Annotated in this window: 21 protein-coding genes, 1 tRNA gene and 3 pseudogenes; 6 read left to right on the top strand and 19 right to left on the bottom strand. The window is 71.3% G+C overall.

All coding sequences use genetic code 11. The features are described 5' to 3' along the window. Nucleotides 1-509 precede the first annotated feature (509 nt). Nucleotides 510-1,195 (bottom strand): annotated as a pseudogene (locus tag Sdia_RS06390) (transposase). Nucleotides 1,196-1,358: 163 nt separating this feature from the next. Between Sdia_RS06390 and Sdia_RS06385 the strand changes: the two are divergent. Continuing rightward, the gene (locus Sdia_RS06385; protein ID WP_100455501.1) at nt 1,359-1,922 is read left to right on the top strand and encodes an HD domain-containing protein; all 564 of its coding nucleotides are present in this window, start codon (nt 1,359-1,361) and stop codon (nt 1,920-1,922) included. Here Sdia_RS06385 and Sdia_RS06380 read toward each other — a convergent pair. After that, the gene (locus tag Sdia_RS06380) at nt 1,910-2,377 is read right to left on the bottom strand and encodes an NUDIX hydrolase (protein ID WP_189500445.1); all 468 of its coding nucleotides are present in this window, start codon (nt 2,375-2,377) and stop codon (nt 1,910-1,912) included. The genes Sdia_RS06385 and Sdia_RS06380 overlap by 13 nt on opposite strands. Continuing rightward, nucleotides 2,364-3,137: a helix-turn-helix domain-containing protein gene (locus Sdia_RS06375; RefSeq protein WP_181844047.1), complete on the bottom strand. Its 774-nt coding sequence runs from the start codon at nt 3,135-3,137 to the stop codon at nt 2,364-2,366. The genes Sdia_RS06380 and Sdia_RS06375 overlap by 14 nt, the downstream gene beginning before the upstream one ends. 96 nt (nt 3,138-3,233) lie before the next feature. Between Sdia_RS06375 and Sdia_RS06370 the strand changes: the two genes are divergently transcribed. The 4 genes from Sdia_RS06370 (at nt 3,234) to Sdia_RS06355 (ending at nt 6,748) form a co-directional block, all read left to right on the top strand. After that, entirely contained in the window at nt 3,234-3,926 is a 693-nt protein-coding gene (locus tag Sdia_RS06370) for an HAD family hydrolase (RefSeq protein WP_189500446.1), read from the top strand. A gap of 105 nt (nt 3,927-4,031) precedes the next feature. Continuing rightward, complete coding sequence (locus tag Sdia_RS06365) at nt 4,032-4,934, top strand: radical SAM protein (protein ID WP_100455371.1); 903 nt, start codon at nt 4,032-4,034, stop codon at nt 4,932-4,934. A 552-nt stretch (nt 4,935-5,486) separates the two neighbouring features. After that, nucleotides 5,487-6,149 carry a class I SAM-dependent methyltransferase gene (locus Sdia_RS06360; RefSeq protein WP_100455370.1) on the top strand — a complete coding sequence of 221 codons (663 nt, stop codon included), beginning with the start codon at nt 5,487-5,489 and terminating at the stop codon, nt 6,147-6,149. An 11-nt stretch (nt 6,150-6,160) separates the two neighbouring features. Then, nucleotides 6,161-6,748, top strand: a complete 588-nt coding sequence (locus Sdia_RS06355; RefSeq protein ID WP_100455369.1) for a class IV adenylate cyclase — start codon at nt 6,161-6,163, stop codon at nt 6,746-6,748. Between the two features lie 679 nt (nt 6,749-7,427). On the opposite strand, the gene Sdia_RS06350 is transcribed toward Sdia_RS06355, so the two are convergent. From Sdia_RS06350 to Sdia_RS06315, 10 genes and pseudogenes are all read right to left on the bottom strand, one after another. Then, nucleotides 7,428-7,501, bottom strand: a tRNA-Thr gene (locus Sdia_RS06350). Between the two features lie 124 nt (nt 7,502-7,625). After that, on the bottom strand, nt 7,626-9,209 hold the full coding sequence (locus tag Sdia_RS06345) for an alpha/beta hydrolase (RefSeq protein ID WP_115068839.1): 1,584 nt from the start codon (nt 9,207-9,209) through the stop codon (nt 7,626-7,628). Between the two features lie 161 nt (nt 9,210-9,370). Then, a complete protein-coding gene (locus Sdia_RS06340) occupies nt 9,371-10,582 on the bottom strand; it encodes a DNA polymerase III subunit delta' (protein WP_100455367.1) in 1,212 nt (403 codons plus the stop codon). Between the two features lie 117 nt (nt 10,583-10,699). Continuing rightward, nucleotides 10,700-10,873 carry a hypothetical protein gene (locus Sdia_RS30710; RefSeq protein WP_307496643.1) on the bottom strand — a complete coding sequence of 58 codons (174 nt, stop codon included), beginning with the start codon at nt 10,871-10,873 and terminating at the stop codon, nt 10,700-10,702. After that, a pseudogene (locus Sdia_RS30705) lies at nt 10,795-11,029 on the bottom strand (IS701 family transposase); the annotation flags it as partial. The pseudogene Sdia_RS30705 and the gene Sdia_RS30710, both read right to left, overlap by 79 nt. 59 nt (nt 11,030-11,088) lie before the next feature. Continuing rightward, nucleotides 11,089-11,223: pseudogene (locus Sdia_RS29955) on the bottom strand (zeta toxin family protein); the annotation flags it as partial. Between the two features lie 115 nt (nt 11,224-11,338). After that, entirely contained in the window at nt 11,339-11,563 is a 225-nt protein-coding gene (locus Sdia_RS06330; RefSeq protein ID WP_147289604.1) for a hypothetical protein, read from the bottom strand. 99 nt (nt 11,564-11,662) lie between these two features. After that, nucleotides 11,663-12,013 (bottom strand): hypothetical protein, encoded by a 351-nt coding sequence (locus Sdia_RS06325; RefSeq protein ID WP_147289605.1) that lies wholly within the window; start codon nt 12,011-12,013, stop codon nt 11,663-11,665. Nucleotides 12,014-12,263: 250 nt separating this feature from the next. Further along, nucleotides 12,264-12,446: a hypothetical protein gene (locus tag Sdia_RS06320; RefSeq protein ID WP_229831567.1), complete on the bottom strand. Its 183-nt coding sequence runs from the start codon at nt 12,444-12,446 to the stop codon at nt 12,264-12,266. 702 nt (nt 12,447-13,148) lie between these two features. Then, the gene (locus tag Sdia_RS06315) at nt 13,149-13,316 is read right to left on the bottom strand and encodes a hypothetical protein (RefSeq protein WP_181844048.1); all 168 of its coding nucleotides are present in this window, start codon (nt 13,314-13,316) and stop codon (nt 13,149-13,151) included. A 157-nt stretch (nt 13,317-13,473) separates the two neighbouring features. On the opposite strand from Sdia_RS06315, the gene Sdia_RS06310 reads away from it, so the two are divergent. Beyond that, complete coding sequence (locus tag Sdia_RS06310; RefSeq protein WP_189500448.1) at nt 13,474-13,989, top strand: hypothetical protein; 516 nt, start codon at nt 13,474-13,476, stop codon at nt 13,987-13,989. 121 nt (nt 13,990-14,110) lie between these two features. Here Sdia_RS06310 and tmk read toward each other — a convergent pair whose 3' ends face one another. The 6 genes from tmk to Sdia_RS06280 form a co-directional block, all read right to left on the bottom strand. Then, entirely contained in the window at nt 14,111-17,332 is a 3,222-nt protein-coding gene (gene tmk / locus Sdia_RS06305; RefSeq protein WP_189500449.1) for a dTMP kinase, read from the bottom strand. A gap of 671 nt (nt 17,333-18,003) precedes the next feature. Then, nucleotides 18,004-20,898: a type I DNA topoisomerase gene (gene topA, locus Sdia_RS06300; RefSeq protein WP_115068846.1), complete on the bottom strand. Its 2,895-nt coding sequence runs from the start codon at nt 20,896-20,898 to the stop codon at nt 18,004-18,006. Nucleotides 20,899-21,244: 346 nt separating this feature from the next. Further along, entirely contained in the window at nt 21,245-21,580 is a 336-nt protein-coding gene (locus tag Sdia_RS06295) for a hypothetical protein (protein WP_115068847.1), read from the bottom strand. A 248-nt stretch (nt 21,581-21,828) separates the two neighbouring features. Further along, a complete protein-coding gene (locus tag Sdia_RS06290) occupies nt 21,829-23,382 on the bottom strand; it encodes a DUF7059 domain-containing protein (RefSeq protein WP_115068848.1) in 1,554 nt (517 codons plus the stop codon). Nucleotides 23,383-23,876: 494 nt separating this feature from the next. Beyond that, the gene (locus Sdia_RS06285; protein ID WP_100455362.1) at nt 23,877-24,452 is read right to left on the bottom strand and encodes a small secreted protein; all 576 of its coding nucleotides are present in this window, start codon (nt 24,450-24,452) and stop codon (nt 23,877-23,879) included. A gap of 248 nt (nt 24,453-24,700) precedes the next feature. Then, nucleotides 24,701-25,129, bottom strand: a complete 429-nt coding sequence (locus Sdia_RS06280) for an ATP-binding protein (protein WP_100455361.1) — start codon at nt 25,127-25,129, stop codon at nt 24,701-24,703. Nucleotides 25,130-25,161: the final 32 nt, after the last annotated feature.

Genomic DNA, 25,161 nt, shown 5'->3' with positions numbered 1-25,161 from the left:
CTGCCCCGGCGCCGCACGCCCGGCGTCCGGGAGGTGCCGGAGACTCTCCGCGCGTATGCCGGTGCCCGCCGGAAACACCGCGGGCGAGGCGGAACCGGCGGCGGCCTTCGCTGTGACCGGCGCCCTCACGGGGGCAGCCGTCGCCACGGCCCAGGCCACCGACGGCGACCGAACCCGGAAGACGGCTGTTGCCACTGCCACCGGTTCGGCGACCCACGAGGAGACCGAGCGCGTACCCGAGGGGGCGCGCCGGACCCAGCACTACTCCCCCTCCTCGGACGGTTCCGCCCTCACGTGCGGCCGACGGACCGGACATGCGGCACCGCTGACCTCTCCGGCCGTCACGGGCCCCCGGGAGCGCTCCGCCCTGCGCGCCGCGAAGAACGCCGCGACCTCGGAGGCACACTGTCGCCCCCGGAGAGTGAAGCCTCTGCCCTACACAGTTCATGCACGGGCTTCCGTGACGGCACATGCCCACGCTCCAAGGCCAAAAAAAATAGGACCGTGTCCTATGTGGTGAGGCGAAGGAGTCGTTTGTAGCAGCAGAGGGCTGCGACGAGGCCGAGGAAGGCCAGGTAGTTGCGGGGATGGCGTTCGTAGCGGTGGTTGAGCCGGCGGTAGCCTGTCAGCCAGGACATGGTCCGCTCGATCACCCACCTGCGGCACCCGAGTCGCTCGCTGGACTCGACGCCCTTGCGCGCGATGCGGACGCCGATGCGTTTCCCGCGGAGCCATTTCCGCAGCTCAGGGATGTCGTAGGCCTTATCGGCGTGCAGGCGCTGGGGTTTGAAGTGCCGGCCGCGGTGGGGGTCGTGTCTCGTTTGGTGACCGAGCACCATGGGCTTCAGTGCCTGGCTGTCGTGGGTGTTGACCGCGGTGAGACCGACGAGGAGGGGCAGTCCGTTCGCGTCCGACAGGACGTGCATCGTGCAACCCGCCTTGCCCCGGTCAACGGGGCTCGCGACCAGATCAAGAACCGGCGATGGACTGTCGATTTGGAGACGCCGAAACACGGCGGCAAGGCCCGCCAGGCGCAGCCGCTGACCAGAACATAGATGATCGCGGCGAACAGCGTCTCATCAGGCGTGTTCTGCGTCCCACCGACCTGCGGCCGCACCTTCGACGGCGGGATCAGCGGCTTCGCGATCTCCCACAACCCGTCCGGAACAATCCAACTCCACGTACCCCTCCCCATGACGAGCCCAACGACCACCTCGCCACATAGGACACGGTCTTACTCCTACGGTCATACGTCGAGCCAGATGAAGATGACGCTGCGAGGGAGCGGCGGCTACCGCGTGCAGTTGTCATCGAGTGCGGCGGCTTGGGCCGACGGCGCCCTGGGCAGAGAGCCAGACATGGGCGATCACATCGAGGACTGGGCGACGCACATCGCGAGGGCCGAACTCAGCTGCACACTTCCACGGAGGTGGGCGCATACGCAGGGAGTGGCCAACCGCGCCGCCGAAGTAGGTCAGATCCTCAACCAACACGCCAGCCTGCTTGTCGCCGCCGCCACGCTGCATGACATTGGGTATGCGCCTCGCCTGGCGGTGACGGGCTTCCATCCCCTGGACGGAGCCCGGTTCCTCCGTGACGAGCACAGGGCCGACAAGCGGCTGGTGCGGTTGGTCGGGAACCACTCGTTTGCGCTCCTTGAGGCAGAGGAGCGCGGGTTGCGCGAGGAGCTCGCGACGGAGTTCCCCTTGCTGGAGGAGCCACTGCTGGTGGACGCCCTCGTGTACTGCGACATGACGACCACGCCCGACGGCGACCGAACCACCGCGCAGGACCGGGTCGCAGAGATCCGCAGCCGCTACGGGGACGACAGCGTGGTCGGGCGGTTCATCCGCCGGGCGGCTCCGGAGATCTTTGCCTCCGTGGAGCGAGTGGAAGCCGCCCTGGCAGCTCAGCCGAGGTAGGGGTAGGTGCCGGCGAGGTAGTCCCCGATCTGCTGGCGCATGCTCGGGTGGATGTCGTACTGGTCGAGGTCGGCCGGCTGGACGAAGCGGACGCCGTCAGCCTCGTCGTTGATCATGGGCACTCCGCCGACGGGCCGGCCGATGTAGGTGTTCTCGTACTGCTGGCGGATCTCGCCGTCGGTGTACGCGACGATGTGGTTCGGGTTGGTGTAGACGCCGAGGAACCCGGTGAGTTCCGCGATGATCCCGGTCTCCTCCAAGCACTCGCGCACCGCGCACTCGGCTGCGGTCTCGCCGATGTCCTGGGCTCCGCCAGGGAGAGCCCACTGGCCGGTGTCGCGGCGCCGCTGGAGGAGGATGGCGCCCGTCTCGTCGGCGACGAGCAGGTTGCTGGCCGGGATGAGGGTGTTCGCCTTCGGAGCAGAGGGATCGTTGTAGTACTCAGTCCTGCCCATGGTCGGCGGTCCTCTCCTGGTCGGGTGCCCATGGCCTCGCGGCGGCCCAGACGGCGTCGAAGCTTTCCGCGTAGTTGTCGAACCACCCTGTATCGACTGCCCTCTTGAGGTGCAGGACGGGGTTGGCGCTGGCCGGTTGGCCCCAGATGTGCGGGTTGACGAGCAAGTTGTCGTCGTAGCGGAACATGGACGTGTAGAGGGTGGTGTCGTGGAGTCGTACGCCGCACCCGGCCTCGCCCAGCAGCGGACGGTAGTACGTCAGTGAGGCGCGGATCTTGGCGGCGAGGGTGTCGCCGATTCCCTCCTCGCGGCCCCGTACGGCGACTGCGTGTCCACCGGGATCGCCGAAGCACAGACGAACCCGCACACCGTCGGCGGCGCGCTCGGAGAGCATCTTGGCGACGTGGGGGTTGGACTGGGCGAAGAAGGTGCCGGAGAAGACGAGGACGCCGATCTCGTGCCGCGCTTCTCGCAATAGTGCGAGCCATACCCCCCGGGGCACGCTGGCTCGGTTCTGGTAGGTGCCGACCAGCTCGGTGCCTAACCCGTCCTTCGGCCGGCCTGGGCGCTTGGACGGCTCGGGCCAGAGAAAGGTCTCTTCGACGCGCAGGTGTCGCGCGACGCGGAAGCGGTGCCGTGCATGGGGAATCCGTCCGCCCAGCCATCGGCTGACCGTCTTGGGATCTACCTCGCAGATCTCGGCGAGTGCATCGGGCGAGACGCCCCGTTGGCCGAGCACGGTGCGCAGTCGGTTGTTCACAGCAGCCATCGAATCGGCACGGCGCGTGATCGCGCAAGGACGTTTTGGGACGCAGTCCGCTGTAGTGGAACCTCGCGGACTGCCTACTCTGGCGGCATGGAGCTCTTCGTCCTGTGGGACATCGACCACACCCTCATCGAGAACGCGGGGGTCAGCAAGGAGATCTACGCCGCTGCCTTTCGTGGCCTCTCAGGTCGCGAACCCACGGAGCCCGCGCGTACTGAGGGGCGTACGGATCGGCTGATCATGCGCGACATGTTCGTCCGTGACGGGCTGCCCGTACCCGGCTGGCCCTTCGTCGAGACGGCGCTCGCCCAGGCAGGGGAGGCGCGCCTGGAGGAGCTACGCAGGCGTGGGACCGCCCTGCCCGGTGTGCACGACGCCCTGAAAGCCCCCTCGGCTCAGACCGGTTGGATCTCCTCCGTACTCACCGGCAACATTTCCGCCAACGCCCGTGTGAAGCTTGCCGCGTTCGGGCTCGACTCCTTGCTTGATCTACCGGTCGGCGCCTACGGAGCGGACGCCGAACTCCGCCCCCACCTGGTCGCTGTCGCCCGCGAGCGCGCTCAACGGCTTCATGGTGTTGCGGCCGACATCCCCACCGTCCTCGTCGGGGATACCCCTCGTGACGTGGAGGCGGCTCTGACCACAGGCTCCAGCGTCCTCGCCGTCGCCTCCGGCATCCACACCCAGGAGGAACTGACCGCCGCCGGAGCCGTCGAAGTCCTGCCCGACCTGTCGGACACGAAGCGTGTCCTCGGCATTCTGGAGTCCTTCGCAGGTCACTGAAGACGTCCCAGGACGTCCTTGGACCGTCCCCGAACGCGGTGTCGAGGTCCCCGAGCAGAAGGCCACTATCAGGCTCCCACCAGGCAATCAGCCGAAGGAGCCGACGTGATCGAGGAAGTCACCGGGATCAAGAAGATCCGCATGCTGTACCTGCAGCTGCTCTACCGCTGCAACTTCACGTGCCTGCACTGCTTCCACGGCAAGCGGCTTCAGTACGCCGACGCCTTCACCGTCGACGAAGCCGCGGGTCTTCTCACCCTGATGCGGGACGAGTACGGCACCGAGGCAGTGACCCTGCTTGGCGGAGAGCCCTTCGTCCACCGGGACCTCGCGCAGGTCGTCCGCCACGCCAAGGAGGAACTGGGCCTGCGCGTCGAGATCTGCACCAACGGGTACCGGATCGAGCGCCGTCTGACCGAGATCGCCCCCTCCCTGGACCTGCTCAGGGTTTCGCTGGAGGGCGTCGGGTCGACCAACGACGGCATCCGAAAGCAGGGCAGCTACAAGAGCGCCCTGGAGGCGCTCCGGCTGGCTCGGGATCTCGGCGTTCCGACCGGTGCGACCATGACCGTCACCTCGCGGAACATCGCCGAAGTCCTGCCCCTCGGAAGGGCCTTGGCGCAGCTCGGGGTCCGGCAGCTCAAGCTCCACCACCTGCGGCCGGTCGGCAACGCCGCCGATCATCCCGAGCTGCTGGTCACCTCCCCTTCCGCCTACGGGCGGCTCCGGGACGAGCTGGCGTCAGCCGATCTGCCCTTGGAGGTGATCGTCGACGAGGACCTCTCCGAGGACGGTGCCCCGCAGGTGTGCGCGCCCTCCGACGGTCCTCGCGAAATCGACCGCATCGAGGTCGACCCGCGCGGTGCGCTGACCATGTCCTGCAAGGCCGTGGGCAAGGACGCGCACGCCTTCTGGTACGAGAAGGCGGCAGGACGCATCGTCCACAAGCCCTCGTCCGTCGACGAACTCACCCTCGCGGTACCGGACGTGGTGTACGGCCGTGCCTGATCACCCACGCTTCGAGAGCCTGGAGGGGTTACGCGGCACCGGCAAATCCACCCTGGCGCCCATGCTCGCCGCCGCCCGACAGGCCGTCCTCGTCGCTACCGTCCCGCTGCCCTACCAGCCGCTCAGACAGGCGCTGGACGAGCGGACGAATGTAGAGGCACGGATGTGCTTCTACCTCTCGGGCCTGTTCACCGCGGCCGAGGAGATCCAGCACCACCTCGACGCCGGCGTCCCGGTCGTCGTCGAGAGCTACTTCGCCCGGTGCCTCACCACTCACCGGGCCCTGGGGGCACAACTCGGTATCACCCTGCCGAGCTGGCTGCCGACACCCGCTACCTACCACCTCGTCTGCGACGACGACGAGAGACAACGTCGACTCGCTGGGCGGAACAAGCCGGTGTCGCGGTGGGACTCACTGATCGAGACCGCTACGGACCGGGTGACGGACGCCTACGCCTCCGTTCCCGATGCATCGCGTCGACACCACGGGGCGCAGCCCCGACGAGGTCCTCCGAGTGATCATGGATACCGATACGCAAGGAGCGCACCCCCATGCAGACTCAGAGCCTGTGGGAGCACACCCTCACGTTCTTCCCGCAGTTCCTCGCCACGTTGCGGGAACGTGTCGCCCCTGACGCCACCGTCGCGGTGGTCGGCGCGAGCGACGGCAAGTTCGTCCTGCCCCTCGCCGCCGCCGGCTACCGCGTCGTCGCCATCGAACGCGACGCGGTCGCCCTCCACGGGGGCGACGTCCACCTCCCGGGTGACAGCCAGGCCCACGCGTTGGGACTGATCGATCGCCTGAAGCTCGAAGAACTCCACGACCGCGTAGAGGTTGTTGAGGACGATTTCCTGAACGGCGAGCCCCTGGGCCTGCAGTGCGACGCGGTCTGGACGAGCTGCTCGTGGCACTACAGTGCCAACCACCACCGCCCGCTCGGCGAGTTCGTCGACCGTATGCAGCGCCTGGTTCGCCCAGGCGGCATCTTCGGCGCGGAGTTCATGATGCCCGTCGAAAGACGCCACCACATGATCGAGCACTACACCTCCCCGGAACGCCTTCACCCCCACTTCATCGGCGACTGGGAGGTCCTGCTCACCCTGCGCACCACTGAGTTCACGGAGCGCGCCCACGTCGGCCAGCTGCACGACCACACCCACCGCATGGGCCTCCTGCTCGCGGCCCGGACATCAACCCTCACCGACCACTTCTGAGAGAAGACCCCATGAAGCACGAATACGAGGCCAAGTTCCTGGCCGTCGACGTCGCCGGCCTCCAGAACAAACTGAGCGCCCTCAATGCGGTCCAGGCATTCCCCCGCACGCTCCTCACCCGCAAGATCTTCGAGAACGACTCCCTCGACGGTGGAGCCTGGATCCGTCTGCGGGACGAGGGCACCCGCTCGACGCTCACGCTCAAGCAGGTCACCGACGCAACGACGATCGACGGCACCAAGGAGATCGAAACCGAGGTCACCGACCTGCACGCCATGGCCGACATCCTGCGCCGGGTCGGCCTCACCGAGGTCCGGTACCAGGAGAACTACCGCGAGGAATGGCGCCTGGGTGAGGTCGCCTTCGACTTCGACACCTGGCCCGACCTGCCCACCTTCCTGGAGATCGAAGGACCCGACGAGGCATCGGTACGCCAGGCCGCCGCCCTGCTGGACCTCGACTACTCCGAGGCCCGGTTCGGCAGCGTCGACGAGATCTACAAGAGCGAGTCCGGCCGCGACATCCTCGCCGAACCCACGCTCCTGTTCTCCGAAGCTGGGAAGCAGAAGGACGCTTCTCCCACGGCCCAGGACCGTTGATCGGGGAGGGAGACGAGCGATGCTGACGGAAGTCGCCCTACAGCACAGGGTGTTCCCGGGATCGCCGAGTTCGCCCGGGGAGGACTGCCCTCACCGGCGGCCACCGACGACGGCAACGAGTGGGTCGACGGCCTCTGCTGGCTCTACTGCGGGCAGCGGTGGACGCGCGTCCTGTGGATCGGCCCAGCCAGAGTCGCCGGGGCCCAGGCCCCGATGTACGCGTGCGGCGCCTGCATCGGCGCGCTGCAGGAACGGGTCTGGCAATCCTTCTTCAACGAGAACCGCCCGGCCCGCTCCACCCGGCCGAGCGAATCCGCCGAGGTGGGGCAGTCGGCCTCTGGCAAGAGAACCGGCAGGCATCGGGGCCAAGAGCAGGCTCTTCCGCGTAATTAAGCCCCCGCCCCGGTCACGCTGGCGCCCGCTGTCCCCCCGCAGCGAGAGCCCGTGGCCGGGGCGGGTCCTTGGCGTGCGCGCCTTCGGCGGAGGCCCCAAGACGAACGGTCTGACAACGCAGCGACCGTTTCACGTCCACCGAAAGGCCACACGCCGCGAGCCCACGAGGTAGGTCCCGAGCGGCTCCGCTCACGCAGACAACATCACGGCAACCCGACCGTGTGACACGCCATGCCCAAACAATAGAAACCCCAGGTCACGGGGAATGTGACCTGGGGTTCTTCTGAGCCGCCTTCGGGATTCGAACCCGAGACCTACGCATTACGAGTGCGTTGCTCTGGCCATCTGAGCTAAGGCGGCAAGCTGCAGGAAGGAGCCTCTCCGGGCCCGTCTCCGGGGAAGAGGTTCGCATCTGCAGCGACGTTCAGTCTACAGGGTTCCGCGGTGTGCCTCGGACCGGGGCGGCCGTGCGGCCCGGTCCGGGTCAGCAGCGGGTGCCGTCGTCCGGCGGGGTGCCCTCGAGGAGGTAGGTGTTGATGGCAGTGTCGACGCAGTCGCTGCCCCGGCCGAAGGCGGTGTGGCCGTCGCCGTCGTAGGTGAGGAGGGTGGCGGAGTCGAGCTGGGAGGCAAGTCCTTCGGCCCAGCGGTACGGGGTCGCGGGGTCGCGGGTGGTGCCGACCACGACGATCGGGGCGGCGCCGGACGCCTCGATGCGGTGCGGTCCCGAGGTGGCGGGGGTGGGCCACTGGGCGCAGTTCAGCGCGGACCAGGCGAAGCCCTCGCCGAAGACCGGGGACGCCTTGCGGAACTCTGGCAGGGCCGCCTCGACCTCGTCCGGATCGGCGAAGGCCGGGGGGAGGTCGAGGCAGTTGACGGCGGCGTTGGCCGACATGAGGTTCTGGTAGCCGCCGTCGGCGTCGCGCTCGTGGTAGAGGTCGGAGAGGGCGAGCAGGGCGTTGCCGTCGCGGTCCTTGACGGCGCTGGTCAGCGCGGTACGGAGCTGGGGCCAGCCGGCCTCGTCGTAGAGGGCGGCGACGACGCCCATGGTGGCGAGGGACTCGGTGAGGGCGCGGCCCTGACCGGTGGGGAGCGGGTCGGCGTCGAGTTCGTCGAAGAAGGCGGTGAGGTTCCGGCCGGCGCTCGTGGGGCCGCCGGTGCCGAGGGGGCAGTCCTTGCGCCGGGCGCAGTCCTCGGCGAAGGCGGTGAACGCGGTGTCGAAGCCGGCGGTCTGTTCGAGGTTGAGCCGCCGGGCGTCGAGGGTCGGGTCCATGGCGCCGTCGAGGACCAGCCGGCCTACGCGGTGCGGGTACAGCCCGGCGTAGGTCGCGCCGAGGAAGGTCCCGTACGAGGCGCCGACGTAGGTCAGCTTCTTGTCGCCGAGGGCGGAGCGGGCGAGGTCGAGATCGCGGGCGGACTCGATGGTGGAGACATGGCCGAGGGTCTTGCCGGCGTCGGCCTGGCAGCCCTTGCCGTACTTCTGGAAGGCGGAGACGAGCGCCCGCCGCTCGGCCGGGGTGTCCGGGGTGGTGTCGGTGGCGGTGTGGGCGTCCATCGCCGGGCCGTCGAGGCAGGTGACGGGCTCGCTGTCGGCTACGCCGCGCGGGTCGACGGCGACCATGTCGTACCGGGCGCGGACCGGCGCCGGATAACCGAGGGCCGCGTACGACTGGAGGTAACCGATGGCGGAACCGCCGGGGCCGCCCGGATTGACGAGGAGCGAGCCGAGGCGGGAGCCGGGGCCGGTCGCCTTCTTGCGGGAGAGCGCGAGGTCGAGGGTGCCGGCCGCCGGGTCGTCGTAGTCCAGGGGCGCCTTGAGGGTGGCGCACTGGAACTCCTCCTTCCCGGCGCCTTCGCAGGTCCGCCAGGCCGGCCGCTGGCCGTAGAAGGGGGCGAGCGCCTCGGGGACCGCTTTGGGCAGGGCGGCGAGGACGGTGTCACCGGAGGCGTCCGCCGTGGTGCTCTCCGCACTGCACGCCGGCACGAGGGCGACGGCCGCGGCGGCGAGCACGGCCGTCACCACCCGGCGGGGTGAGCGGAGGGGAGCGAGGTGGGGTCGGCGGTTCTCCATGCGGCCGACTCTAACGCGCGGAACCGACGCGACTACGGTCAGTGACAAAGGGTGGGGCGGGGAGGCCCTTCGTTCTGGGCTCCGGGACGGCCAAACCACTCGTCCGGGCGACGGTGAGGGAGGGCCTCGCACGGTCTGCGGGGCCGCGGGGGCGTGACGCGCTATCCGGCCCGGAGCGCCATCGCCATCGCCTCCACCGCGAGGAGGGGCGCGACGTTCCGGTCGAGGGCGTCGCGGCAGGCGGCGATGGCCTCGATGCGGCGGAGGGTGGCGGCCGGGGTGCTCTCCTCGGCGATCCGCTCCAGGGCGTCGCGCAGCTCGACGTTGGCGACGGCCTGGGGGGACGAGCCGAACTGGAGCGTGAGCACGTCGCGGTAGAAGCTCGTGAGGTCGACCAGGGCCAGGTCGAGGCTGTCACGCTGGGAACGGGTGCGTCGGCGCTTCTGCTTCTCCTCCAGCTCCTTCATGGCCCCGGCCGTGCCACGGGGCATCCGGCCGCCGCTCTGCCCACCGAGGGCGGCCCGCAGCGCCTCGGTCTCCTTCTCGTCGGTCTCGGTGGCCGCCTGCTTGGAGTCCTCGCTCGCCGCGTCGATCAGCTCCTGTGCGGCCCGCAGCCCCGCGCCCACGTCGCCGACGCGCAGTGGCAGCTTGAGGACGGCGGCACGACGCAGGCGGGCCCGCTCGTCGGTGGCCAGACGCCGGGCCCGGTCGATGTGCCCCTGTGTGGCCCGGGCGACGGAGGCCGCCAGCGCCGGGTCGACCCCGTCACGCCGGACCAGGATGTCGGCGACGGCCTCCACCGGCGGCGTACGCAGCGACAGGTGCCGGGAACGCGAGCGGATCGTCGGCAGCACGTCCTCCAGCGACGGGGCGCAGAGCAGCCAGACGGTCCGCGAGGCGGGCTCCTCGACCGCCTTGAGCAGGACGTTCCCCGCGCCTTCCGTGAGGCGGTCGGCGTCCTCCAGGACGATCACCTGCCAGCGGCCGCCGGCGGGCGACATCTGGGAGCGGCGGACCAGGTCGCGGGTCTCCTTCACGCCGATGGAGAGCAGGTCGGTACGGACGACGTCCACGTCGGCGTGGGTGCCGATGAGGCTGGTGTGGCAGCCGTCGCAGAAGCCGCAGCCAGGGGCGCCGCCCGGCAGGGCCCGGTCCGGGCTGGTGCACTGGAGGGCGGCGGCGAAGGCCCGCGCCGCGTCCGCCCGGCCCGCGCCGGGCGGCCCGGTGAACAGCCAGGCGTGCGTCATCCGGGACGCCTCGGGCAGCGGGCTTCCGGAGGCCGCCGCCGTCACGTAGGCGTCGGCGTCGCGGGCGGCCGCGTCGAGCTGCCCGATCACCCGCTCCTGGCCCACCAGGTCGTCCCATACCGCCATCCGGCACGCCTCCATCCGCATCCGCCCCGCCGCGAGCCCACCACCGAACCCACCGCCCCCATTCTCCGCGACACGACTGACAGGGCCCAAACGCGACGGGCGGAGCCGCTCGGGCCCCTAGTACTCCAGCAGCGGTTCGTGTCCTGCGCTGCGTTTTTGGTAGTGGCAGGGGCGGGCGATGGCCTGGTGGCGTCTTCTCCAGGCGGACCAGTTCAGTGCGTGGGTGACGGGATCGTGGTCGGCTCCGGAGTGCGGCAGGTGAGTGTCCAGGAGCCGTCGGATCTCCGCCACGGTGAGGGGGGCGAGGGCTGAGCCGTTTCCGCAGCCCCTTCCACGGCCTCCACGGCGGCCTGGGCGGCCGGGGTAGTGGCGGACTTCGTACTCGTCCAGGCCGCATTCGTTCTTCGCTGCCTGGAAGCATTCCTCGATCGCCCACCGGCTGCCGGCATCCGCACCCAGGCGCCGGACGCCTGGCCGGTCGCGTCCGGGAAGAGCAGCGGATGGTCGGCGAGAAGCTCCGCGTACCGGGGGTGGAAGGCCCGAAGCTCGTCCCCGGTGAGGGGGACGAGCTGACTGCCGGCGTGGCGCTGCTCGGCGCCCGCCATCGCCTGGCTCTTCCCGGCGGCGGGCTGCCCGCCCACCAGGATCAGCACCGGCCGGTCCTGGGGGGCGTAGCCGGAGAACACGAAGTCACGGACCCTCTCGTCGAAGTGGCGCCGCAGCTCTTCCTCGGGGAGGTAGTAGTCCTCCCGGGCCTCAGCCACGGTGATCGCCCTGGAGCCGGGCCAATTCCGCCTCCCACTGGCTGATGTGAGCCATCAGCGCGGCGCGGTCGTAGGCAGGCACTGCGCGCTTGGTGTCGCGTAGTTCCAGCACCTTCTGCCACCACTGATCGCGCTCTGCGGCAGACGGTGCGGTATCGGAGAGACGGATGTAGCGACCGGTGAGCTGGGTGGCCAGTTCAGCGAAGGTGTCGTACACCGAGGCGGTGGGCACGTTCTCGTATCGGTCTGAGCGGGGGGACGACACTGTGGTTTCTCCCATGGTCGGGCGGAGTGATTCTGCCTGGAAGTGATCAGCTCATGGCTCTGCGGCCGCGCTACGGTCAGCCCAGGAAGGTTCCACGTGGAGAGCTTCCTCCAGGGCAGTGAGGAGCGGCTTCGCCTCGCTGCACGGATCGGTGGCGTCTTGCGGGACTTGTTGCCGTGCCATCGCGGCCTGCCCGGCGAGGAGGCCCTTACGCGCTTCCTTGATCGCGATTCGCGTGCCCGGCTGGGCGATCAGGCCTGCTCCCACCCCAAGCCGGTAGGCCGTCGCACGGGCGTCGTGGAGACCCTCACGGTTCCCTTCCTGCCACAGGTGCATGAGGCAGTCACGCCAGTTGCGCAAGGCGATCAGCAGGTCGCGGTGGAGGGTCCACTTGTCGTCCACCCACCGGATACTCTCTTGGTGCGCCAAGCTCTCCCGTTGCAGACGAAGCTGTGCTCGCTGGGCCAGCCAGCTGCCGAAAGCGCCCGCCAGGGCTCCTGCCACGGTTCCGACCAGGCCAGCTAATGCTGCGTCCACGTGCTTTCCCCTTCGTTGGTCAGGGCGGATCGGCATTGCCCCACGGGGAGTGTTGATCCCGCGAGCCTGCGGCCCCACCGATGACTTCTGGCAGTCGGCGGAGCCTCAGGTACCCTCAGCGGCCGATGTGGGTGTGCAGCTTCGGTACGGCGAGACCGGTCACACTCAGACCGGCCAGCACGGCAGCCGGCACGTTGTCACCGGCGAGGAAGGTGAGCCACCCCCCGGCCGCACCGAAGAGGATCGCGATGACGCAGACCAGTGCGGCGCGCGACGAGATCAACGCTACGGGCGGCACTGCCAGCTGTTCCTCAGCGGCGGAACCACACATGCAACTGACACGCGAGGTACATTCGTGAATGCGGTTGGGCACTTCTCTCCTCAGAGAACTCGGGATTCATCAAGTCGCGAGTTGCCCGAACCACCTGATGAGCCCCCTGTCTGAACCCGGCCGTCCAAAGCAAAGGTTCAACAGCGGGGCTCATCGGCGTTCCCGGCGAACCCTCGCACTGAGCATAAGCGCGGCCCCCCACACTTTTGCCGCGTCCATCACAGACTGCGGGCCCACAATGCGGCCTGGAGCGCCTCCACCTGGGAAGACGCTTGGACTCTGAGAGAGACGAAACTCTTAACACGCATACTTTCGGCACCAAGGTAAACCCCACCACCACCTGCGCAAATCTCGATCAGGTCCCCGCTCATCGGAAGGTGCACGGGGATTTGCCTCGTCGTCGCTCTCATCGTCGAAGTTGCCGTCAGCAGGCGGAGGTAGCGTTCGGCACGCTCGACCGTCCACTCGGTGTCCGCGGTGACGGCGAGTCGTGGCGGTGCTCAGCGACGAGGTCGAGGAGTTCGCGCTCGAACTCCTCCGAGGCCCCTTCGACGGTGATCTTCACGGTGCTCCAAGTGGGTGTGGCGGGTTACGCGGCGGTGGTGTACATCTGGGCATCTTCGCGCGGGGCGGTCAGCCGTCCGCGCTGTCCGCCGATCCCCAGGCGGATCAGCAGGGTGTGGGCGAGCGCCCAGACGGCGGCGGCGTGGCGGGTCTACTCGCCGGGGTGAGCAGGATGACGTCGACGCCGGCGAGTCCCATCTCGGCTGCCTGGCTGCGCAGGTCCTCGGTGGTGATGCTCCCCGGGTTCTTCCAGGTGTGGTCGTACGGCTCCACGATCCGGTCCGGCGGCAGCCCTACATGGCGCGGAAGTTCAGCGGACGCCTTCCCCGCTGTGAGCTTCCCTTGCAGTGCCGGGGGTCAGTCCCGGGAGTGCGAGGCGCTGGAGACCCGTTCCTGGGAGCGGTGCAGGCGGGCGGCGAGGGCTTGCCGGGTGCCGACGGCCTGGAGGCGTTGCCGCAGGGCGCGAGCTCCGTCGAGGGGGCCCAGCTCCTTCACCCTCGGCCTCGACAGGTTCCCCGCCGCCCGCGACGGCCTCAACAAGATCCACGGCGAGCGCATCGCCGACCTCGTCGAGGCCAACCCTCACCTCGACACCGCAGAGGCCGCCGAGCGTCTCGGATATCCGCGGATCACCCACCGCGGAGCGACCGCGGCAGCCGACGCCGAACTCCGCACCCGCGAAGCCCACCCCTGCTCCGCCAAGACGGCTGGCACCCTGGCGGAGGCCGGCCTGGCCGAGTCCAGTGAGGTCCAGGTGCGCACCGTCGGCGGCGCACACCTGGCCGCCGCCATCCTCTTCTCCCCCGGGCAGCCGGCAGTCGCCCTCGTCTGGGACGACCGGTACGGGTGGCGCACGGGGACCAGCCGTCGGCACCCGATCGGCAAGCACACTGCTTGTCTGCACTTCATCAGGGTGGCAACTTTCGCCGATGTTCTCCGATGCTGATGTCGCTGCGCTGTACGACTTGCTGAACCCGTGGAACCCGAACCGGGGGTCAGGTGCCGGAAAGCACCGGGCCGCCCCGCTCCTCCATCTGGGGAGCGGGGCGGCCCGTCCGGGACACGGCCTACCGCCGTCCCCGGCCACCTCGCCGGTCGTCGTCCTCGTCGTCGTGCGGGCCGAGCAGTTCGTCGGCCAGGGTGGGGAGGTCGTCCAGCGGGGTCTCCTCCGCCCAGTCGGGGCGGGGGCGTGAGGCGCCCGGGTCCACCTGGGGCATCTCGCGGGTGCGCTCGTTCTCGCCCGGGGCGGGGTCCCGGCGCACGGACGGGGAGCCGTCGCGGAAGTAGCCCGGCGGAACGCGGTCCGCGGGGTCCTCGGTGACGCGCGGGATCGCCTTGGTCTCCTCGTCGTCCCCGGCGCCCGGCTCCGGGACCTGGGGGATGACGGCGGTCTCCTCGGCGTCGGGCGACCCGGGGGCGGGGGCCTGCGGGAGGACGGCCGTCTCCTCGGCGTCCGAGGGCGCCGCAGGCCGGCCGCCGCCCTGGGCGTCGTCCTTGGTGAGGGAGTGGGCGGGGCCCTGCTCCGGCTGTCCGGACTTGCGCAGGGAGTGGACCGGGGTGGGCACGGTCGTCTCGTTGTCGGCCGGGGTTGCCTCGGCTCGGAGTGCCGCCTCCCGCTCGGCCGCCCGACGGGCCTCTTCGGCCCGCGCCCTGGCGTCCTCCTCGGCCTGGCGGCGCGCCTCCTCCTCGGCGCGGGCCCTGGCCTCCTCCTCGGCCTTGAGGCGCGCCTCCTCGGCGCGGAGCAGGGCCTCCTCGGCCTGGCGCTGCTTCTCCCGGCGGCGCTCCTCGGCCTCCTTGCGGAGCCGCTCCTCCTCCAGCTTGCGCAGTCGCAGCCGCTCCTGCTCGGCGGCGCGCAGTTCCTCCTCGGCGCGGAGCCGGGCGCGCTCCTCCTCGGCGCGGCGCTCGGCCTCCTCGGCGCGGCGGCGGGCCTCCTCGGCCTGGCGCTCGGCCTGCCGCTCCGCCTCCAGCCGCTTGGCCTCCTCCAACTCGCGCTTCTTGCGCTCCTCCTCCTCGGCGCGCAACCGTGCGAGCTGCTCCTGACGCTCGCGCTCCAGGCGCTCCTCCTCGGCCTTCCGCGCGGCCTCCTCCTCGGCCTTGCGGCGCGCCTCCTCCTCGGCCTTGCGTCGGGCCTCCTCCTGAGCGCGGAGCTCCGCCTCGGAGAGCGGCAGCAGCTGGTCCAGGCGGTGCCGGATGACGGTGGTGACGTCCTCGGGCTGCTGGCCGGCGTCGACCACCAGGTAACGGTCCTGGTCGGCGGCGGCCAGGGTGAGGAACCCGGCCCGAACCCGCTGGTGGAAGGCGGCCGGCTCGGACTCCAGCCGGTCCGGTGCCTCCGTGAACCGCTCGCGGGCCGTCTCGGGGGAGACGTCGAGCAGCACCGTGAGGTGCGGGACGAGTCCCCCGGTGGCCCAACGGGAGATCCGCGCGATCTCGGTGGGCGCGAGGTCGCGCCCGGCGCCCTGGTAGGCGACCGAGGAGTCGATGTACCGGTCGGAGATGACGACGGCGCCACGCTCCAGGGCTGGACGGACGACGGTGTCGACGTGCTCGGCGCGGTCGGCCGCGTAGAGCAGGGCTTCCGCCCGGTGCGAGAGCCCGGCGCTGGAGACGTCGAGCAGGATCGCGCGCAGCCGCTTGCCGATCGGGGTGGCCCCCGGCTCACGCGTCACGACGACCTCGTGGCCCTTGGCCCTGATCCACTCGGCCAGCGCTTCGGCCTGGGTGGACTTGCCGGCCCCGTCGCCGCCCTCCAGGGCGATGAAGAAGCCGGTCGCGGCGGGCGCGGTGGCCGGGTCGTCGCCGCGCAGCGCGTCCCGCAGGTCGCGGCGGAGCGGGACGCCCTGCCGGTCGTCGGCCTTGGCGAGCAGGAGGGCGGCGACCGGCAGCAGCAGCGCGCCGAGCAGCATCAGGGTGAACGCGGCGCCGCCGTGGGCGAAGACGAACTTCCCGGCCTCGACCCGGTGGCGGCCGATGCCGCCCGCGACGAGCGGGGCGGCGAGCACGGAGACGGCGAGCGTCAGCCGCACCACGGCCTGGAGGTGTTCGCCCTGGCGGGCCCGGCGGAACTCCTCCGTCTCCTGGTCGATCAGGGTGTGCCCGGCCTGCGCCGCGACGCCCGCCGCGAAACCGGCGAGCAGCAGCAGGAGCAGCACGGTCGTGACATCCGGCACGAGCCCGGCGGCGAGCAGCGCCACGCCGGTCAGCGTGACGGCCAGCGCCAGCAGCCTGCGCCGGGAGAGGGCGGGCAGCACGCGGGGGGCGCCGCGGACGCCGAGTCCCGTACCCCCGGTGAGGGCGAGGACGAAGAGGCCGAAGAGGACGGGCCCACCGTCCACGTCGGTGGCGTGGAGGACGGAGACGGCAACGGCACCGGAGATCGCGGAGGTCACCGCGGCGCAGGCGAGGACCAGCAGGCGGATGGTGCCGGTGCGGCCCCGGTCGGCGCCGGTGCCGGTCTTCGGGCGGCGCAGTCCCTCCAGCGGGGAACGGGCGCGCGGCGTACGGGTGCCGGGCAGCGTCAGGAAGTACACGGCCGAGAGGGAGGCGGCGAACAGGCCGGCCGCGACGTACGAGGCCAGGGCGACCTGGTGCTCGGCGAACCAGTCGACGCCGGTGGCCAGCAGGTTCCCCACCAGGGTGACCGCGACCAGGGTGGCGGCGGCCAGCGGTACCGCGACGAAGGTGGTGCGCAGGAAGAGCCGCCCCAGCGTCTCGGAGCGGTCCGGCAGCGGACGCACGGCGTCCGCGCCCGGGGCCGGGGCGGGCAGGATCGCGGGCGCCGCGCTCTCCCGGCAGACCGTCCAGAAACGTTCCGCGACACCGAGCACGAAGACCGTGACCAGCAGGGTGGCCAGGGCGGTGTCCGGGGTCCAGTCGATCCACAGCGGCGCGACGATCAGCAGGGCGGCGCGCAGGCCGTCGGCGACCATCATGGTCCAGCGGCGGTCGAGCGGACCGTCGGGCGCCGTCAGTGAGCTGACCGGGCCCAGCAGGAGCGCGCCGAAGAGCAGCGTCGCGAGGACGCGTACGCCGAGGACGATGCTGACGGTGAAGGCCGCACCCCGGTACCCGCCGCCGAACGCCCCCTGGGCCAGCGAGGTGTGGAAGGCCAGCACCATCAGCACGAAGAGGGCAAGGACATCGCCGACACCCCCCACGAGCTGGGCGCTCCACAACTGCTTGAGAGGGCGGAAACGCAGCAGGGCGCGCACGGCGCGCTCTCGGGAATCTGCGACCAGGGCGTCGTCGGGGGCCGGGTTCACGACCGTTGGCTGCTCGGCTCGCGTCATCCCGCCAGCCTAGCCCGCTCGTTCCTCACCCGGTCGGCCCGCCCGAACATACGACCGTCCGGCCTGGCCCATATCCGCTCCACGCCGACAATCGGCACCATCCTCGTACTCCTGGGCACTCGCGCTCCTCCGCTCCCGGACGGGCCCTCGGCCCACCCGCGTGTCCGTCACCTGTCCGTCACCGACGTCGGCTGCGTCACCGCCACCGCGACCGGTCACCTCTCCGGCTCGGCCCGCTCAGGCCCGGCCGGCCGCGCCCCGAAGGGCCGCACCGCCCCAGCACCCGCCGGACCGACGTCCCGCCCCCTCACGCTCCGTCATCTCCTCCGGTGAGCACCTGCCCCTCGTACGCCCGAACGAAAACCGCCCCGCTCCGGAAGATCACGGAACGGGGCGGCGCACGAGCGCGTTCAGCCCGGAGAAACACACACCGCACGCCTCGTGGAACGATCGTTCACGCCGTCGGGCGGGACCTCGCCCCGGCGGGCGCCCGGGAAGGAACGGGTGCGCACCGAGGCCCGCACCCGGCCCGCCGACCGGCGCGCACCGACCGGGCGCTCACCGGCCCCGATCCCGACAGCCGCGCACGCGGGCTCACCCACCGGCCGGCCTACGGCCACCGGCCACCGGCGAGACCCGTCCCCGAGCCCGCCGCCACCGGCCCGGCGGGCTCACTCCTCGCCGGAGTCCGCCCCGTCCGTGCTCCCGGCGCTCTTCTTCGCCGCGGCCGACTTGGAGGCGGCGGTGCTGCCGGCCCCCGTCGCCTTCTTCGCGGTGGTCTTCTTGGCCGCCGTCTTGGCCGTCCCCGCGGTCTTCTTCGCGGCGGCGGTCTTGGCCGGCGCCTTCTTGGCCGGCGCCTTCTTGGCGGTGGCCTTCTTGGCCGGGGCCTTCTTCGCGGTCTTCTTCTTGACCGGGCCGCGCGCCCGCTTCTCCGCGAGCAGCTCGTAGCCGCGCTCGGGGGTGATCTCCTCCACGCTGTCGGCCACCCGCAGCGTCGCGTTGGTCTCGCCGTCGGTGACGTAGGCGCCGAAGCGGCCGTCCTTCACGACGACGGGACGCCCGCTGACCGGGTCCTCGCCCAGTTCCTTCAGCGGCGGCTTGGCGGCGGCGCGACCGCGCTGCTTGGGCTGCGCGTAGATCGCGAGGGCCTCGTCCACCGTGATGGTGAAGAGCTGCTCCTCGCTCTCCAGCGACCGCGAGTCCGTCCCCTTCTTCAGGTACGGGCCGTAGCGTCCGTTCTGCGCGGTGATCTCGACGCCCTCGGGGTCGGTACCGACGACACGCGGCAGCGACATCAGCTTCAGCGCGTCCGCGAGCGTCACCGTGTCCAGGCTCATCGACTTGAAGAGCGAGGCCGTACGCGGCTTGACCGCGTTCTTGCCGGTCTTCGGCGTGCCCTCGGGCAGCACCTCGGTGACGTACGGCCCGTACCGCCCGTCCTTGGCGACGATCTGGCGGCCCGTCTCGGGGTCGGTGCCCAGCTCGAAGTCGCCGCTGGGCTTGGCCAGCAGTTCCTCGGCCAGCTCGACGGTCAGCTCGTCGGGCGCGAGGTCCTCGGGGATGTCGGCGCGCTGGTGGTTCTCCGAGTCCTTCTCACCGCGCTCGATGTACGGCCCGTACCGGCCGACGCGCAGCTTGATGTCGTCGCTGACCGGGAAGGACGAGATCTCCCGCGCGTCGATGGCGCCGAGGTCGGTGACGAGTTCCTTGAGGCCGCCGAGGTGGTCGCCGTCGCCGTTGCCCGCCGCGGAGGCGGAGCCGGCCGCGGCGTCGCCCTCGCCGAAGTAGAAGCGGCGCAGCCACGGCACGGCCTGGGCCTCGCCGCGCGCGATGCGGTCGAGGTCGTCCTCCATGCGGGCGGTGAAGTCGTAGTCGACGAGCCGGCCGAAGTGCTTCTCCAGCAGGTTGACCACGGCGAAGGAGAGGAAGGACGGCACGAGCGCCGTCCCCTTCTTGAAGACGTACCCGCGGTCGAGGATCGTCCCGAGGATCGACGCGTACGTCGACGGGCGGCCGATCTCGCGCTCCTCCAACTCCTTGACCAGCGACGCCTCGGTGTAGCGGGCGGGCGGCTTGGTGGAGTGGCCGTCGACGCTCATCGCGTCGGCGGCCAGCGGGTCGCCCTCGCTGACCTGCGGGAGCCGGCGCTCACGGTCGTCCAGCTCGGCGTTGGGGTCGTCGGCACCCTCGACGTACGCCTTGAGGAACCCGTGGAAGGTGATGGTCTTGCCGGAGGCGGAGAACTCGGCGTCGCGGCCGTCGGCGGAGCGGCCGCCGATCCTGACCGTGACGGAGTTGCCGACGGCGTCCTTCATCTGGGAGGCGACGGTCCGCTTCCAGATCAGCTCGTAGAGGCGGAACTGGTCACCGGTCAGGCCCGTTTCGGCGGGCGTGCGGAAGCGGTCGCCGGAGGGGCGGATCGCCTCGTGCGCCTCCTGCGCGTTCTTCACCTTGCCGGCGTACGTACGCGGCTTGTCCGGCAGGTAGTCGGCCCCGTACAACTGCGTGACCTGCGCACGGGCCGCGCCGACCGCCGTGTCGGAGAGCGTCGTGGAGTCGGTACGCATGTAGGTGATGAAGCCGTTCTCGTACAGCTTCTGGGCGATCTGCATGGTCGCCTTGGCGCCGAAGCCGAGCTTGCGGCTCGCCTCCTGCTGGAGCGTCGTCGTGCGGAACGGCGCGTACGGCGAGCGGCGGTACGGCTTCGACTCGACCGAGCGGACGGCGAAGGCGGTGTCGGCGAGGGCGTCGGCCAGCGCGCGGGCGCCCGCCTCGTCGAGGTGGAGCGTGTCGGACTTGAGCTGTCCGACGGAGTTGAAGTCGCGGCCCTGCGCGACCCGCTTGCCGTCGACGGCGTTGAGGCGGGCGACGAGCTGTGCGGGATCGCTGCTGTCACCGCCCCGGCCGGTGCCGAAGGTGCCGGTCAGGTCCCAGTACTCGGCGGTGCGGAAGGCGATGCGCTCGCGCTCCCGCTCGACGACGAGGCGGGTGGCCACCGACTGGACGCGGCCCGCCGACAGGCGCGGCATGACCTTCTTCCACAGGACCGGCGAGACCTCGTAGCCGTAGAGGCGGTCGAGGATGCGGCGGGTCTCCTGGGCGTCCACCAGCTTCTTGTTCAGCTCGCGGGGGTTGGCGACGGCGGCGCGGATCGCGTCCTTGGTGATCTCGTGGAAGACCATCCGGTGGACGGGGATCTTCGGCTTCAGCACCTCCTGGAGATGCCAGGCGATGGCCTCGCCCTCGCGGTCCTCATCGGTGGCGAGGAAGAGTTCGTCCGACTCGGCCATCAGCTCCTTGAGCTTCCTGACCTGCGCCTTCTTGTCCGCGTTGACCACGTAGACGGGCTGGAAGTCGTGCTCGACGTCGACGCCGAGCCGGCGGACCTCGCCCGTGTACTTCTCCGGCACCTCGGCGGCGCCGTTCGGAAGGTCACGGATGTGTCCGACGCTCGCCTCGACGGTGTAGCCGGGGCCGAGGTAGCCCTTGATCGTCTTCGCCTTGGCGGGCGACTCGACGATGACGAGGCGGCGGCCGCCCTCTGCGGTCTCGCTGGTCGGGGACAACGTGGCTCTTCTCTCCGGTCGACACTGAATCCTTCCCGAGCCCGTGGTTCCGGGATGGGGGCCGGGTTTGCGCTGCGGAGTGTGACGGTACATCCCGCCCCCGTGTCACACGGGAAAAGCCCACCCCGGCCACTGGAACGGTAACCCGACTCCGTCCGATCCTGCCGCCCGGAGTACCGACCTGGCCATTCACCGCAGATCGGGACGGGGCCGACGGGTATGCTTCCGGGCCGCCGCGGGGGCCGGGGGCGACGGGCGCGGGACGGGGGCCGGGGGCACGTGTCCGAGCCGGACCACTGCTTCCGGCTGCCGGGTGGCAGCGCCGGGTGGCAGGGAGGGCGGGCGGTCAGACACGGCTGAAGCACCAGAGGCCGAGCACCAGCGACGCCACCGCGGCCAGCGCCGAGACGGCCGCCGAGGTGCCCGGGGCGGCGCCCTCGTAGACGGGCCGGCGGTGCCGCGCCCGGACGGCCGTCCAGACCAGCAGCCCCAGCCCGAACAGGGCGAAGACCGCTCCCGCGAAGGTGGCCGGGGTGGCCTCGACCAGGTTCCCCAACGGCTGGGCGGCGCCGCCGCCCCCGGGCGTGGCGAACGGTGCTCCCGGTCCCTGCCCGCCCTGCGAGCCCGCCCGCACGACCGCGCCGACGGCGGTTCCCTCCGGCACCCCGGCTGCCCCGTCCATGGCCTGCCCCCCTTGTCGCCGGGCCGACTGGGCGGCTCCGGGACCAGGAGGCTGACACCCGGGCACGACACCCGGGGGAACCCGGGGTGAACTCCCGGCCGGTACCGCGTGTCGTCCGTACGCCCCGCCCCGCGGCACCCACCCGCCCCGCGCGCGGCACGCCAGGACACCCCGGAAGTACGACACGGGCGTACGGCATCCGGCGGAAGCGGTGCGCGCGCCGGGGCGGGCCGGCGCGGACCCGGTGGCTACGCCCCGGACGGAGCGGGCCCGGTCACCGGCTCCAGGAAGCCCTGTTCCACGAGGAGCCGGATCTGGGCGGGCGTCCGGTCCCGCAGCAGCACCGGGTCCTCGCCGATGAGCTGGGCGATGGCGTCGAGGATGCGCCCGGCGCTCAGCGAGCCGTCGCAGACCCCGGCGAAACCCGCGCCGACCGTGTCGACCTGGGTGGCCCGGCGCATGCCGCGGTGCTGGCGCAGGACCACGTGCTCGGGGTCCTCGGCTCCGGGCAGCCCGATCTGCTCCTGGACGACCTCGGGGGCGAGGGTGAAGTAGCCGGCGAGGAGAGCCGCGTCGTCGTGCGTCCGCAGGTAGTCCTGGCGGGCGAAGTGGGCGCGGACCGTCTCGCCGAGGGGCTGCTCGACAGGGTGCGGCCATTCCTCGACGAGGATCGACGGCTCGGCCGCGCCGCTGCGCCGAAGGGTGATCCAGCCGAAGCCGATCGCCTTGGTGTTCCGCGCCTCGAACTCGTCCAGCCACGCCTCGTACCGGACCGCGTAGGCCTCCGGGTCGGTGCGGTGGTCCCCGGCGTCCCGCAGCCACAGTTCGGTGTACTGGGTGATGTCCTGCACTTCGCGCTGCACGATCCAGGCGTCGCACCCCGACGGCACCCAGGAGCGGAGCCGGTCACTCCACTCCTCGCCCTCGACGTGCTGCCAGTTGGCCAGGAAGTGCGCGTACCCCCCTTCGTCGAGCCGGTCCCCGGCCTGCTGAACGAGTGTGCGGCACAGATCGTCCCCACTCATCCCGCCGTCCCGGTACGTGAGGCGGGCGCCCGGGGAGATCACGAAGGGCGGGTTGGAGACGATCAGGTCGTAGCGGTGCTCGCCGACCGGCTCGAACAGGGAGCCTTCGAGGAGCTCCGCCTCGGGGGCGCCGGAGAGCGCGAGGGTCAGCTCGGTGAAGCGCAGGGCGCGCGGGTTGAGGTCGGTGGCGGTCACCCGCGTCGCGTCGACGGAGGCGTGCAGCGCCTGGACACCGGAGCCGGTGCCCAGGTCGAGGGCGCTCCGCACGGGGCCGCGCACGGTGAGGCCGGCCAGCGTCGTGGAGGCGCCGCCCACCCCGAGGACGACGCCCTCGGCCGTGCTGCCGATCCCGCCGGCTCCGCCGACCGCGCACCCGAGGTCCGAGGCGATGAACCAGTCCTGCCCGTCCGGCCCGCCGTAGGGCCGGACGTCGACCGCGGCCCGTACCACCTCCTCCCCGGTCTCCCCGTCCGGTTCCCGGCTGAGCCAGCCACCGTCCACGGCGTCGTCCAGCAGCCCGCCGGGCAGCGCGGCCCCGGCCTCGGCGGCGGAGACCGGACGCTGGAGGAGGAAGAGGCGGACCAGCGTGTCGAGCGGGGTCCCACCCCGCGTCGCCCGCAGCGCGGGCACCGTCTCCGCGCGCGCGAGGGCCGCGTACGCCGCGGCGCCCAGCCGTTCCAGGAGCCCGTCGGCGGTGAAGTCGGCGGCGAGGAAGGCGCTCCGCAGGCGCGGAGCCAGGCCGGAGCGGTCGGTCAGGGGGAGGCTGGGGGTACTCACCCGTCCATTGTGGGGGCTGGGGGCTGGGTGCGGCGGCAAGGGGGCGGCTCGCGGGAGCGCCCGGCGGCGGCGGCTCGCGCGGGCGCCCGGCGGGGGCAGCTCGGCTGAGGCACCCACCTGACGAGTCCGGCTTCGCCGAGGACTTCGAAGCGGTGGGGGCGCCCCGGCGCCGAAGCGGGGGACGGGAAGGGCCGGACCGGGCCGACGTCACTCCCTGCCGTCCGACCGGCCGGTTCAACCGGCGGCGAGAACCCCGTAGCCACGGCCCGGCGATCCCAGCCCGGCGATCCCAGCCCGGCGATCCCAGCCCGGCGATCTCAGCCGGCGGTCCCAGCCCGGAGGACCTCGCCCGATGGCGAGTCACCTCGGCCAGGGCGCACGCGTGGTGACGAGCACGCACCTGACCGCGCGCCGGCCACGTCAGGCGGCCCTCAGGACGTGAGCTCGAAGGGTCGCCCCCGGGGCGAGTGGCCGGGCGAGCCGGTGACGCCGGCTCAGGCGCCCGACGGCGACGGGGCCGGGGACGTGGTGGAGCTCTTGCAGGACTCCTGGTTCTTCATCGCCTCGCCGACCTCGCCGGACTGGAGCTTCTCCAGGGCCTCGTTGCCGCTCTTGCTGATCTTCGACAGCTCCCCGGCGATGTCCTTGAGGCCGTCCGCGAACTCACCCTGGTCGTCGGTGTCCAGGTCGTCGATCTGCTTCTTCAGGTCGCCGTAGGACGTGGAGATGCCGTTGAGTTCCTTCACGGCGTCGTTCTTCGTCTTCTCGCCGTCCTCGACCGGCGGGGCACCGGCCTTCTTCACCGCGGAACCGATCGCCTTGTAGGCGGCGGACATGTCGCCGAACGCCTTCGAGTCCGTCTTCTGGACGTCCTCGGGACTGCTGTTGTCCGAGGTCTGCTCCTGGATCGCGGCATTCGCGTCCGAGATCTTCTTGGCCTGCGGCTGCACGTCGTCGCAGACCTGCTTGGCCCACGCGTCGAGCTTCTCTTCCTTGTCGTCGCCGCATCCCGTCAGCGCCATCGCCAGTACCGCACCGCCGGACAGTGCGGCTGCGAGCTTCTTGTTCACCGGATTGGTCCCTTCCGTGGCTCTCGGCCCCGGAACTTACACGGCCCCCGGGCACCAACCCTCACGCGGGCGTCCGGTACCTGCCCATTTGAAGCCCTTTGGCCCAAGAGAGACAAGGCTCACGAACCCCGCACAACATCGACGGGAATTCCTACCCCGTCAACACCGGCCCGAGCGAAGGCGGTTGACCGCGCGACGAAGGCGCGTCGCAGGTCAGCGGGGGATACGGGCGGTCGTCGAACGGGGTGTCAGGCGGAGGGAACGGTCGGCCAGGTCATCCGGATCAGGCCGCCGGACTCACCGGTCTTCACCTGCACGTCGTCGACGAGGCCGCTGATGACGGCGAGTCCCATCTCGTCCTCGCCCTCGGGGTCCTCGGTGACGGGCAGTCCCGCCGCACCGGCCTCGATGTCGGTGGGCACCGCGTGCGGCGCCTCGTCCGCCACCTCGATGGAGAACTGCTTCTCGTCCTCGATGAGCCGCACCTGCACCGGCTCGGCCACCTCGTGGAGCTGGTGGAGCCCCACGGCACGGGTGCACGCCTCGCCGACGGCGAGCCGCACCTCGTCGAGGGCCGCCTCCGCCACCCCGGCGCGGCGCGCCATCGCGGCCCCGACCAGACGTGCCGTCCGCACGTGCTCGGGCAGCGGGGTGAAACGGAGCTCAACGGTGGCCATGCGTCCCCCTCGGATGTACGGGAGTGCTCTCC

The organism is Streptomyces diastaticus subsp. diastaticus (assembly GCF_011170125.1).
In the GTDB taxonomy this organism is placed as follows: domain Bacteria; phylum Actinomycetota; class Actinomycetes; order Streptomycetales; family Streptomycetaceae; genus Streptomyces; species Streptomyces diastaticus.
Note: the sequence above shows the minus strand (reverse complement) of the source record. Positions and strands in the feature narration are given on the sequence as shown.

Excerpts from the sequence above, each read along its gene's own strand:
- tmk (WP_189500449.1), bottom strand. The coding sequence starts at position 17,332 with ATGACGCGAGCCGAGCAGCCAACGGTCGTGAACCCGGCCCCCGACGAC.
- Sdia_RS06345 (WP_115068839.1), bottom strand. The coding sequence starts at position 9,209 with ATGGAGAACCGCCGACCCCACCTCGCTCCCCTCCGCTCACCCCGCCGG.
- Sdia_RS06340 (WP_100455367.1), bottom strand. The coding sequence starts at position 10,582 with ATGGCGGTATGGGACGACCTGGTGGGCCAGGAGCGGGTGATCGGGCAG.
- Sdia_RS06360 (WP_100455370.1), top strand. The coding sequence starts at position 5,487 with ATGCAGACTCAGAGCCTGTGGGAGCACACCCTCACGTTCTTCCCGCAG.
- Sdia_RS06385 (WP_100455501.1), top strand. The coding sequence starts at position 1,359 with ATGGGCGATCACATCGAGGACTGGGCGACGCACATCGCGAGGGCCGAA.
- Sdia_RS06355 (WP_100455369.1), top strand. The coding sequence starts at position 6,161 with ATGAAGCACGAATACGAGGCCAAGTTCCTGGCCGTCGACGTCGCCGGC.
- Sdia_RS06370 (WP_189500446.1), top strand. The coding sequence starts at position 3,234 with ATGGAGCTCTTCGTCCTGTGGGACATCGACCACACCCTCATCGAGAAC.
- Sdia_RS06380 (WP_189500445.1), bottom strand. The coding sequence starts at position 2,377 with ATGGGCAGGACTGAGTACTACAACGATCCCTCTGCTCCGAAGGCGAAC.
- Sdia_RS06280 (WP_100455361.1), bottom strand. The coding sequence starts at position 25,129 with ATGGCCACCGTTGAGCTCCGTTTCACCCCGCTGCCCGAGCACGTGCGG.
- Sdia_RS06295 (WP_115068847.1), bottom strand. The coding sequence starts at position 21,580 with ATGGACGGGGCAGCCGGGGTGCCGGAGGGAACCGCCGTCGGCGCGGTC.